General features: G+C 57.3%; 10 protein-coding genes. 2 read left to right on the forward strand and 8 right to left on the reverse strand.

Annotated features, from left to right (window positions below):
- Positions 1-93: 93 nt before the first annotated feature.
- From MA04_RS19390 to MA04_RS19410, 5 genes are read right to left on the reverse strand one after another with little or no spacing between them, the layout of a single operon-like run.
- The gene (locus tag MA04_RS19390) at positions 94-924 is read right to left on the reverse strand and encodes a WYL domain-containing transcriptional regulator (protein WP_233925915.1); all 831 of its coding nucleotides are present in this window, start codon (positions 922-924) and stop codon (positions 94-96) included.
- A complete protein-coding gene (locus MA04_RS19395; RefSeq protein ID WP_262462310.1) occupies positions 921-1,781 on the reverse strand; it encodes a DUF7281 domain-containing protein in 861 nt (286 codons plus the stop codon). Before MA04_RS19395 ends, MA04_RS19390 begins: the two co-directional genes overlap by 4 nt.
- Positions 1,771-3,093 (reverse strand): hypothetical protein, encoded by a 1,323-nt coding sequence (locus MA04_RS19400; protein WP_262462312.1) that lies wholly within the window; start codon positions 3,091-3,093, stop codon positions 1,771-1,773. Before MA04_RS19400 ends, MA04_RS19395 begins: the two co-directional genes overlap by 11 nt.
- Positions 3,090-3,719, reverse strand: coding sequence for a condensin complex protein MksE (locus MA04_RS19405; RefSeq protein WP_262462314.1), 630 nt, complete (start codon positions 3,717-3,719; stop codon positions 3,090-3,092). Before MA04_RS19405 ends, MA04_RS19400 begins: the two co-directional genes overlap by 4 nt.
- Positions 3,719-7,387 (reverse strand): ATP-binding protein, encoded by a 3,669-nt coding sequence (locus tag MA04_RS19410; protein WP_262462316.1) that lies wholly within the window; start codon positions 7,385-7,387, stop codon positions 3,719-3,721. The genes MA04_RS19405 and MA04_RS19410 overlap by 1 nt, the downstream gene beginning before the upstream one ends.
- Before the next feature lie 265 nt (positions 7,388-7,652).
- Between MA04_RS19410 and MA04_RS19415 the strand changes: the two genes are divergently transcribed.
- Both MA04_RS19415 and MA04_RS19420 read left to right on the forward strand, forming a co-directional pair.
- Positions 7,653-8,066, forward strand: coding sequence for a DUF6088 family protein (locus tag MA04_RS19415; RefSeq protein WP_233925910.1), 414 nt, complete (start codon positions 7,653-7,655; stop codon positions 8,064-8,066).
- Entirely contained in the window at positions 8,032-8,967 is a 936-nt protein-coding gene (locus tag MA04_RS19420) for a nucleotidyl transferase AbiEii/AbiGii toxin family protein (RefSeq protein ID WP_262462318.1), read from the forward strand. Before MA04_RS19415 ends, MA04_RS19420 begins: the two co-directional genes overlap by 35 nt.
- A gap of 129 nt (positions 8,968-9,096) precedes the next feature.
- Here the strand turns inward: MA04_RS19420 and MA04_RS19425 are convergent, their stop codons facing one another.
- From MA04_RS19425 to MA04_RS19435, 3 genes are all read right to left on the reverse strand, one after another.
- Positions 9,097-9,912 carry a hypothetical protein gene (locus MA04_RS19425; RefSeq protein ID WP_262462320.1) on the reverse strand — a complete coding sequence of 272 codons (816 nt, stop codon included), beginning with the start codon at positions 9,910-9,912 and terminating at the stop codon, positions 9,097-9,099.
- Positions 9,913-10,003: 91 nt separating this feature from the next.
- Positions 10,004-10,453 carry a hypothetical protein gene (locus MA04_RS19430; RefSeq protein WP_262462322.1) on the reverse strand — a complete coding sequence of 150 codons (450 nt, stop codon included), beginning with the start codon at positions 10,451-10,453 and terminating at the stop codon, positions 10,004-10,006.
- A gap of 87 nt (positions 10,454-10,540) precedes the next feature.
- A complete protein-coding gene (locus MA04_RS19435; RefSeq protein WP_262462323.1) occupies positions 10,541-11,452 on the reverse strand; it encodes a DUF4238 domain-containing protein in 912 nt (303 codons plus the stop codon).
- Positions 11,453-11,582: the final 130 nt, after the last annotated feature.

Below are 11,582 nucleotides of genomic sequence, written 5' to 3' on the forward strand. Positions count from 1 at the left end.
GCATCATCGGCGAGGTGTCGCCGCACAATTGGATGCCGTCCTCCGTCTGACAAGACGTGCTCATCTGACGCTTGCATCTAACACAGCCTTGCATCAAGAGTTCCCAAAAAGAAAAGGTCGTATCTCCTTGTTATTTGCTACCACTATAGGGCGGGCGCGACCTGAGCCGGCAGCCTGATTGCCCACTATTTCCGCATTTAATGACTGCAGGACGTAGTGACACATGGATTGCCGGGGTCGTATGAGCAGGACCCCGTTAGTCATCCCATACTCGGCTTCCACCATTGTTCTCTCTTCAGTTGAAAGCTTCGGATTGGCAATAAGTTTAATTGTTGTCCGGGTATTCCAGTAGAGGTCTTTATCTCCGCTGACGTAGGTGACTCCTCGTACTGTATCCAGAGCAATTATACGGTTCAGGTTGAAGTCCCGGTAAGACTGAGTTCTTTTATCGAAGGCGCGGGCATGCCAGCGCAGGCCGGAAAAGGCGATCGCATGTGGGTGAATCCGACGTTCAATTCCTGCCGGGTGATTCCAGGAGCGGTAGGTAATGTCGATTGGGACCCGATTCAGGATCGCCGCCACAACGTCCTGAATGACGGGCTCGCGAACGGGAATGGGGCTTGCGGTGGCAAAGTCGAAAATGCCTTCGTGACGCTTGTGCCGTGAGCACAAAGCCACATATTCGTCCAGGCTGCCGTCACTGAAGTGGCAGCGAAACGAGCCGCTGGCGCGGTACTGCCGTCGGGAGGCGTCATATTCGATTCCCCCGAAGCGGGCCCGGTAGTCGCGGAAGTCCCTGCCCGCATTGGTGCGATCCAGGCTGAAGAGCTCTCCCAAGGTAGTGGCATTGCACCCGCCTTCCCAGCGAATCAGGAGCTCCAGGGCCTGATGGCGCGTCTCGCGCCGGTAGTCGTGATGGCTCATTTCAGACGCTCTAACGCTACCAGCTCCAGAGTCTTTCCGGCCGCCAGCAATCGTTCCTGGGTGAATCCCGCCTTTCGCTCGCCGAGAAAGTCCACCCGCTGAGCCAGAACGGAACCTGGTGTCACGGTGTTTTGGACCCGGGTCCACTGGTCTTGCTGACGGTCAAAATCCGCTTCGCTGCCAGGGAAATCTGCTAGCTCATCAATGTCAGGTAGGAGAACCTTCTCCGCCCCCAAATCCAGGGCTATCGCCAGACCGGCCGGATCGAAGTCAGGGTAGGCATAAAGACGGAGTCGGTGTTGCTGGGCCATGGCCTGGGCCCAGCTTTGGCCGCTGGCATGCTGTGTGTCGCCGCGGTACACCGCGAGCCACCGGTGTGGCTCCACCGCCAGCAGTTGATTCCGGAACCGGTGGAACGCTCGGCTGTTCTCGATCACCACCAATGCCCCTGCTTCAAGCGAGCGGATTGAATCGCTAGAGAGTGACAGGCAAGCATTCTCCACGGGCAATACCGGTAGCTCATGGCCGTTTACCCGCACACCCGGGCTCAGGGCTTGTACTAGCACCCGTTTGTCATGGGTTGGTCGGCTGGCATGCTTCTCGTGGAGGCTGTGAGCGGCTACCTCTTCCCGGTGTCCGGTGCCATAGTATTCCGGTGGTGTATCCCAAGGCACTCCTTCGCGTTCCAACCAGATCTTCAGCTTGTCCCGCTCTGTCGGCGTGATCACATACTCCCGACCCACGACCCGACCGTATCCCTGATTCGCCAGCACCTCATGGGAACGGTTAGCCCTGTGCTCACGTTTGGCCGACTGGGCCACAGTCAGAGCTGCCTGAATCACTCGTTTAGTCGGCATGGGGGGCTGCCCTTTCGTAGTGCACGGCCTTGGGCAGTTTTTCTTCAGGCACAGTGTCGGCGTAGATGATCAGGTCGTGGAAGCGTTCGGTACCGGACAGCGGGTGGTCAGCCCGGGTGATGAGTTGGCGCTTGATCTTCTCGCCGAGCAATGCGCCCTCCGCGGTGGAGGCGCCATCTTCAATGTGGGTGTTAAGCGCGTAAAGGAACGTGGCCACTGCCCAGCCGGGCAGGGCAGGATCGTCTGGCGCGGATTCCCAATATTCTCGAGCGCTTACGGGCGTCCTGGATGCTAGGGCCTCGGTAATCAGGGCATCGAAGTGCCGCAGGCCTTCCGGTGGCGCCACCGCCTTGCAGGTGACATCCGCGCCCTGGAACGTGGAAGCCGGGCGGGCCTGCGCCTGTGATGGCATGTTGAGCTTGGCGGCCAACTCGGCCACGTCCTCGGCATAGAGGGTAGTGTTCGCATTGGGCCCGAGGTCGGGCGCCGCCGCGAGCTGTATTGGGGTGATCCGGTTTACGCCAGGGCACTTGCCGGCCCTGGCGGCCGCTTTAGAGGGAAAGAACCCGGGATCCGCCTGGAACTTGGCCACCACCGCCCGAATTTTCAGGGCGCGCTCCTCTCGCTGCCGATCCTTATGAAGCCATGCCGTGATCTCGGAGTTGGCCACATTGATCCGTTCGATAACGGGGATGGTGCGAATCCGAAAATCCACCACCTGGCCCGCAAACCAGGAATCAACATCGAACGGCGCCTCGCGCAGCTGCTCCGTCACTAGGTGGTACTCCTCGGTGAGCTTGGAGAGTCTCTGGTGGTAGAACTCATTCATGCGACGGCGCGGGGCCGTCTCCGTTTGGGTGCCGATATTGTCATGCACCTGGCGTTCAGCCTTACGGGAGCCGTCATCGAGCTGGTCATAAATGCCGTCCAGGCACTCCTGCAGGTCAGTCTCGGCTATCTCAATCTGGTCCAGGTCACTGCTCAGTCGGGCCTCCCGAAGTGATTCAAGCAGGGTGGCAGCCAACTCCACATGGCCGCGCAAATCGGTATTGATCAGGCCAATCCGGTGGGGGCGTAACGCGTTATCGAAGGCTTTGCGCATGTCCGGACTCAGGGTCACAGCATCGCGTGCACTGTTGAGTCGCAGAATCTGCCCCTTGATGAGCCGATCCGCCCGCCGAGCATCCCCGTCCGCCAGCAGCACTTCACGCTTCTCGTAGGCATGGACGATCAGCTCTCGGGCCTTGTCCAACTGGCGAAGCAGGGCGCCCAGAGGATGTTGATCGAGCGGTTTGTCCTTATCGGCGCTCACAACAGGTCCTTTTGGCTATCGGCACCATGCCCGGGGAGCGGGAGCTCTTCGTTTTCCTGGATGAACACGATGATGTCCTGGATCAGCTCCACACGACCGGTGAAGGAATACACTTCTCCGTCCTGGCGGGCCGGCACCAGCAGTCCTTCATCCTTCAGGGTCTTGATCAGGGCATCTACCTGCTGCCGGGTCCCTGATTGCGGCTTGGATGTCTTCAGCTTCCCCAGCTGGTCGCGCAGGCTAGGGCTCACCTCGGCGGCAGCAACCACCTGGTTGGGGCGGATCACTTGCCCTGGGGCCAGCGCCGCGTCCGCGTCGGTCGCCTCCATCAGCAGATTGATGACATTCAGGTGCTCGCGCAGCGACACCATGATCTCCCGGAAAAGCCGGGTGGCATCGGCGCGGGCGGGCTCGTCCACACGCGTGTGTACCAGGTAATACCCGGCCCCACCGGACGTCTCAGCAAGTTCGTAGCCAAGGGCACGCACCCACTCATCGACCCGACTGTGCACCTCGCTGTCTTGCAGGAGCCGGGCCTGCTCGGGGGTGGACCAAGGACAGAGCACCTCCCCCCGTAGGAGCCGTTTCAGGGTATCTGTGTAGACCGGTGAGGGCAGATCACTCATCAGGAGACCTCCCTGTGTTCGGTGGGTGGGCCAGGCGGCACAGGTGCCACGCGCTGCCCGGGCCATTGCATCTGGATGAGGCGACGCCGGCCGTTATTGATCTCCAGCTCGTAGGCCTCATGGAAATACGCAAGATCGGCCGGGCGGAGGTCCGGCGTCGCCGTGAGCAGGGCGATATCGTGCTCCGCTAGCATCTTGAACAGCACCCGCCGGTTGGTGGCATCGATAGTCCCGAGCTCGTCAAGCGGCCAGAGCATCGTCACCATGTGCTTGCCGCGGACCAGATCCACGAAGCCCTGGAACAGCAGGATCAGCACGATGGCCGACAAGCCGTTGGAGGAAATATCCTCCAGCTGTCCGGCGTTCACCGCTGTCATGGGCCGGCCCTCAATCTCCAAGTGGAACTTGAAGCGGATGAGGGAGGAGAAGTCCTCCTGCTGGCCGCGCTTGTCCCGAATGGTTTGGCTGTAGGCCTCGATGGCCTGCACCAGCGCGCGGTCTGGTAACTGCCGTCGGCTGGATTTGGCCCAGGTGCGGTACAGCTCCGCCAGCCGCGTCAGGTCTTTCCAGAAATCGAGCTCGGACAGGTCGAGGGTGATCTTGGGCTCCACCCGGTCGATGAGATCGAAGTGCAAGTCCTGCTCCAGATGGGCCACCAGGTCCCGGTTGAACTTGCGCACCCCATTCTCAAATGCCTCGAGGCCCAAGCGATAGCTATCCAGTGTGCTGAGGTAATTGAACGCCACCAGCAGCTGGTCCTGGGCGAGCTTGTGGCTGCCACCTTCGAAGTATTCCTCAACGGCTTTCGCCTTGCTGACCACCGCAATGTCAGTGCCGGCCCAGTCTGCTTGGCGCTGCAGCCAGTAGTCGTGGCTGGGGCTACCGGGGTAACGCTGGAAGGCGTCCACGAAGACATCCACTACGCGGCCAAGACGATCCAGGTCTTCCTGAACCAGCCTGTGCTGCTCCAGGTATTCCCGGCTCAGGGGCTCGGCGGGCAGGGTGCAGTAGTACTCCAGATCCTCCTCCGGGGCGGTCAGGCCCACATTGCTGGTGGCCTCCCGGAGGGCCGCGCTGGTCTGTAGGATCTGCCGTGCCGTCCGTTTGTTCTGGAGTTCGCCGCGCTGGGCCGCCAGAGCCTGCTCGGTTTGGCGTTTTTCGTTCGTCCAGGCGGCCTGCAGGGCCTCGATCTGATCATTAAACTCGTCACGCTGGGCCCGCAGTTCCTCGGCGCGTTGTGTTGCCACGGCACAGTCCGGCCAGTCGTTCTCCAGAAACGCCTGGTAGGTCTCCACCTGAACTCGGTGACTCTCAAGCTGCTTGCAACGGGCCTTGAGCTCGCGGATCTCTTTCTCCAGCCTCGCGATGTCGTCAGGGTTAACCCCGCTTTCCGCAATGGCTGACTCCAACTGGGCTGTCAGTCGAGCCATGGTGGTCTCATGGTCGGTCTGGCGCTGATTCTTGGCCTCGGCGAGGGCCGCCAGTGCTCGCGCATGCTCGTTGGCGGCTGCCGTCAGCGAGGCCTCATGCGCCGCAGAAAGCTCGTAGCGGGCCGCGGCCTGCTCTTCGAGCAACGTTGCATGTTCGTCCTCAAGCTCGCAGAGCCAGGCCTTGGTTGCCTCCAGATCCGTTTCAAGACGAGCCCGCGCCTGGCGCTCGGCGTCCCGGTGAGTGGCCTTCGCAGTATCAAGAGAGTCTGCTGCCTCCCGGCGCTTGCGCCTGGCAATGTCCGCGGCGCTTTGTGCGGTACTGCTGGCCTTGTTTGCGGCCTCCCGGCGCGCGGCGGCCTGGTCCAGTTCTTTCTCCGTTTGGGCGAGGCGGCGCTCGGCGGCTTCGTGCTGGTGATGAGCGTCATCATAGGCAGCCTGCAGCGCCTCAGGCGCTTCTGGCGTCGGCAAGGACTCAACGTTCAACCGCACACCAGCAAAAACCAACGGCTCCGCGCCGGGCACCAGCGCCGGGGAGAGGCCGTTTTGCCGAAGCAGCGCCGGGTTGATCACCCGGCCCAGGGTGTCTTGCCAGTCGGGTAGTGACTCATTGAGGAACTGCATCAGGGACCCGGGGCCGCCTGCTAGAAACTGCCCAGCATGCGCGAGTTCCTCCTCAGCCTTGTCGGCCTCGTGCCGATCCTTGTCATACTGGTTGTTGACCCGGTCGAAGTGCGCCTGGGCTTGGTTCTTTTCCTCCAGGGCCGCCTGATAGGCATCAACCGTTTGCTGCGCCTCCTCATCCCTTGAACGATGCAGCGCCTCGGCTGCTTCAAGCTGGCGGACCACCCCGGGGTCTACCCGGGGGTGCTTGAGCTCAGTCTGAAGCCGAATCTTGTCCTCCCGGGCCTGCTGTCGCCGGTCCTCAAGATGTTGTCGGCCAGCCTGCTGGCGGTCATCGAGCGCCTCGCGGGCTTTATGGTAATCGCCGTCCAGCCGCTCTCGCTCGGAGGCCCGGCCCCGCTCGGTTTCAGCCACTGCCTTCTGATACTGGCTTTCAGCCTGCTGGGCGCGAGATTTCTCATCGGACATTGCTGCCTGAATGGGTCCTTCCACGTCGGCCAGATCTGCCTTCAACCTCTGGTGCTCGTCCCGGCGCGCATCCAACGTGGCCAGCTTGTCGGGGAGGGTGGCGATATCCCGTGCTTTTCCGGGCAGGTCATCTGCGTCGAACCTCTGTTTCCTGGCCCTAAGTTGACTCTCGATGGCCTCTTGGTCGTTAAGCTGCGCAACCACGGTGCCACGCTGACTGCTGGCCTCGGACACCTGGGCATCCACCGCGTGTCCGCGGGCTTCCAGGGCCTTCTCTTCTTCTGAGAGCTCCACGGCAAGCTCATTGATCTCCCCGCGCAACCGATCATCAAGCGCCTTGGCGGCGAGGGCGGTGGCGCTGCGCTTACCCTGGTGCAGCTTGAGTTCGCCGAGTGCCCCGGTCAGTTCGGGAAGGCGAGCGTGGAGGCCGTTCAAGGCGGAAAACGCGTCAAAATGCTCTACCAGCTCGGAGAGCTGCCGGCGGTTGGGCTCAAAGCTCGTTAGGTTGTGCTGGGCCTGAGGGCTTAGGTTGTTGCGTGCATAATCCTGGATGATCTGGGCAAAGTGTTCGAACGATACGTTGCGCTGGAACATGTGGGTGACCAAGGGGACAACGGCGCCCATGCGCGCATTGCGCGAAACCAGGCTGTAGCGCAGCTGGTCCCGGTGGGTCCCGTCAAGGAGGATCGCCCGGTACTCGTCATTGCTCTTGCACACGTAATGGGCTAGGCCGCGCTCCTTGAGGCGCGGGAGAAGCTCGGAGGATGGCAGGAATTTCTGAGCCTGCACGTTCAGGAAGAGTGATTCATCGTAGCCGCCGTCCACCAGGACCTGCTGGTAGGTGTCGGGCCCGGAGCCGGCACGAAAGATGGCCATTTTCCGGTCGTCGTCGGCCCCCACGTATTCGAACACCAGGCAAGAAGCCTCACGCGGCATGTACCAGCTGGCGAAGCTCTTGCGGCCGCTGGACGTCTTGGTGATAAGGTGCCGGGGGTGCTCCCCGTAGAAGATCGGTACTAGCCGCAGCAGCGAGGTCTTGCCGGCTCCGTTTCGCCCGTTGATGCTGGTGTGTCCAGAGACCGCCACCTCCGTGGCTCGGCCAGGCATGTAGCTGTCGATCAGGATGATGCGGGCTAGGCCCCTGTCCATGGTGGTCTCCTTACATGATGCAAAACACATCAGGTTATTAGAGGTCAGCATATAGAAAACACCACCCTGTTCAAGGGGGGGCCAAAAGGACAGTGTCGGGTTTCCGCGCAAGCGTCCTAACTTATACGGGAGTGACGACTTATTTGGGTTCGCGATTTTTCGTGGGATTTCATAAGGTGCTGATAGCGTTGAATATTATGTTTTCATTTCGTGTGTTATAGTGTCGTATAATTGCATGCCGTTGCTGTATTGGCAGGAGTGGGACATGGCGCTTAACTCATTGAAATCGAAGGTAAAGTACAGGATAAGTCGGAATGCTGGCGTGGTCTTTGTGCCCGCTGACTTTAGTGATCTGTCTGATCGGGACCAGGTTGGTCGAGCCCTGCGTGAGCTAGTGCGGGAGGAGGTGTTGATCAAGTTCGGGCGAGGCCTTTATGCCAAAGCTAGGCGTTCCTCGCTCAGTAACAGGCTTGTTCCGGTAAAGCCGCTGCCAGAGCTGGCCCGTGAGGCCCTGACCCAGAAGCTGGGTGTTGAAGTGGTCTCGTCTAAAGAGCAGGCGAGCTATAACAGCGGGCGTTCTACGCAGGTGCCCACCGGGCGGCTGATTGCTGTGAAGGGGCGTGTTTCAAGGAAGATGGCCTACGATGGCAAGTCAATCAAGTATCAGTATGTCTCCTGATCCCGACGTTATTGAGGAAATTGCGGCGGAGATGGGTATCGGTTCTGCCTTTGTCGAGAAAGACTGGTATTCAGTTCAAGCCTTGAAGGCTCTTGCCGAGCACGAGAGTGATGGGTTTCAGGCGATTTTTTCTGGGGGTACCAGTCTTTCCAAGGGGTATGGACTAATACAGCGCTTTTCCGAAGACTTGGATTTCCGTTGTTTGGCGTTGCAGTCGGGAAGTACGGGGCAAATGAGAAAGCTTCGCCGTGCGTACCGTAAAGGTATTCTGGGCGCGGTTGAGAGTGTTGACGTTTTGGTGCTGGATAGAGACCAAGTTACTGTTGCCAGTAACTACGTGAAATTCGAGCTTGGCTATCCGCAGAATCATGATACCAGTGCCGCGCTACGAGCAGGCTTGCAGATTGAATTCAGTTTTACCCAGCCTCGGCTGGAAGCGGAGGTCAGGCAGGTCCAGTCGTTCGTTTCGTACTACACAGAGACTGAACCTGAAGTCGAAATCTTGTGCCTGCCGCCGATTGAGACGGCCGCCGATAAGTTAAGTGCATTGACATGGCGTGTGCTGAAGCGTGATCGATCAGCCCACGGCGATGACCCTGCGATGATTCGCCATCTTCACGATATTGCTGCGCTGGTCTCTGTGATTAGGGAAGATCAGGAGCTGTTTGTGGATGTCGCAGAATCCTCATTTGAAGGCGATCGGCAGACCGGAAAGCGCGATACTCAGGCCCCGTTTACAGAGTCGATTCAGGAGGCCATCGAGTGCCTGGACAACGATGAGGAGTATCGCGAAGAGTACAGACAGTTTGTGGATGCGATGTCGTACGCTGACGATGATCAAAGTGTGGATTTTGATTCGGCTGTAGAGGTCCTGAAGGAAGTTGCCGTCCTGTTCGAGTAGGGATTGAAGTGCTGTCTCCCGACTAGATCCTCATCACTAGAATTAATGCATAACGCTTGCCATAAACGGCGCGAGGAACCAGCGTCCGGCGACCGAAGGGCGCGAATTTAATAGTGTGGTTATACACTTTTAGGACCGGCCCAGCTGCTTCGCCAATTTCCCTTTTGGGGACAGCTCAGAACCAAGTAGACCTCTCATCTGTTGGAATTCACAAGACTCACGGAATGATCGATACATGTAGATCATGTTTATGCCCAATCGGCTTAGATTAGATGAGAGCTCTTGGTCTGCCTCCGCGCCAAAAAAGACATTGAACTTAATACCTGGGATGAAGAACGATATATGCATATTCTCTTCAATGTCCCCAGAAGGAAGCGACATTATAGGAACCGGGTCGACATCGCCATCTACACACACGGTGATGTAGATATCCCTAGGGAACTCCGCCTTCTTTAGGAGATATTGCTCTAACTGTTCCTTGAAATGGTCCGGGAGAGCATTGCTCAGGCTAGCGATATCGTCATTGCTCCAATCTGCAGCGGTCACCCTCCAAACAATACTGGCAGCAAAATACATGAATTTTTCGGAGTTGAGCTTGAGAATATCTTTTGGAGCGAAGTATGAGGACCCATTCAAATGAATGCTCGGTGAGGAACTATCCAGAATTCGCTTGAGTTCGAACGCTTGCGCATTTTTCATGCATTTCCCCACCACATATTTCTCACCATGCCTGCTAAACCTGTCCTCGCACGCTCCGCACAACAACCGCTTTGTAACTTGTGAATTGGAATAATACGCTGATTGTTGACTTTTGCTGGCCCATACTGGGGCAGAGTCATGAGGATGAAACGTGCGAGTAATGGCCTTGTATATGCTTTTGGGCATCAGGTGGCTTTTCTTCAGACTCGAATACTCAGCACACAGCTCGCATTTCTCTTCGGTCATCTACGGCCTCATCGAATGTGTATAACGCCTGGCACATGTGCCGGTTTGGAGCCGCGAAGCGGCGGAAAAGCGGTCGCTATGATGCTGTTGGTTAGGGCGCGTATGCATCATAGAATGCCTCCCAAGAAATCTTGTCCACTCCGGTTTCGTTACAGGTGAATACGGTATCTACCGGAATCAATTCGCCGAACCCCAGAAATTTGTCTCTGTGAATAGATTGGAAAGCTCGGCTGTAGAATAGCACCGCATTGCTCGGGATCAAGATCGCATGCCGACAGTCATCACGGTTTGTTCGACCGGTTTCTTTCAAAAGCTCGCCGAAAATCTTGTGAACTGTGTTATAACGATCTCCGGAATCGTCGCTTTTTGCCTCGATCACCCAGTGAATCTTTGAGGCTGATTCGAACTCAACATCTGCGTACGTCTTTGAACGGCAGCTCTTGTTGATGATTTTGGCAACGCGCAGATCTTCGTCGGCGTCTTTTTCTAAGTGCCTCAGAAATTGATCAATTAGGTCTTGTTCAGGTGTACGGTTTTCCATCGATCTGCTCTTTCTTGCCCTAACGATCTGCATCAGCCGCGCGAGGCGCGAGCACCGGTTGTATAAAGTTGTTGTATTGATTTTTCCTCATTCGATCGCTTCCTTACTTGCTCCGAATAACTGACGGTGAGAGTGCTTGGCCATCATCCCGTTGAACCAAGCTACCCTGTCCTGCGTGACCAAAACTGTATCCTCTCTGGCCCACTCGGCACGATCTGTCAGATAGAGAGCTAGCCGAGGACTCATAGGGAAATACATGTCGAAATTATCTGGTGGAGAATACACGTCGTCCGGATTTGCATAAGTGTTTATAACCGGCTGATCTCCCGTAATAAATTGTCGCCCATCAGGCGCTGCAAGTAGCACGGCATTGTATCGATTTCTATCAACGATGAGACTGCTGCTCACGTTGGTAGCGGCGATATGGGTAAATACACCCCATATCCGCTCAAAATTGACACCGAAGGCGTTCGTAAGAAGAGGTAGCGTTCTCTCTTTGTTTCGCGCAGTTCTTAGGTACTGAACAGCTAAGAAGTAGATGAACTTCTGATATGATGCTTTGTCATTCAAGAACGATAAATCTCCCTCCTTCGCCAGCTCCAGGTATGGTTTGGCTAGCTCTTCAATTCCGTTGTGAAGATTCTCTTCGAGATTGATCTCCATTTCTTCTAGCTTTCGTGCCACATCGGGGTTCTCGAATCCGTTCTTCTCAGCAAACTGCTTGTAGTTGGTAAAGCTTCGAAATGCGCACAGCCATCCAAAATTGAGTTTGCGGAGGCACTCGTTATCAGCCTTCTCGATATAAGCAATCAAGAAACGGATATCTCCGTGGGTAAGTTCACGCATTCGATAAAAATCCCGCTGCTTGGCGACTCGGTCGACGTTCACGCGAAAACATCTGTCGGCCATGCGACACCATACAGCGCCGTTGTCGCTCCAAGCGCGGAGGAGGTACTTCCAGACGTAGTGCTGCTGACGCTTCTTCGGTTCACTGGTCATCGCAAGTTTGCCAAATCAATACAACAGGTATTAGGGCGCCGACTCGAATATCCAATGAACGTGCCGGCGCCATATCAAATTTATTGAAATTATCAGTATCCGATAAGATCAGAAAACCCAACGGCTTACA

This window comes from Alloalcanivorax balearicus MACL04 (genome assembly GCF_025532145.1).
GTDB classification, from domain to species: domain Bacteria; phylum Pseudomonadota; class Gammaproteobacteria; order Pseudomonadales; family Alcanivoracaceae; genus Alloalcanivorax; species Alloalcanivorax balearicus.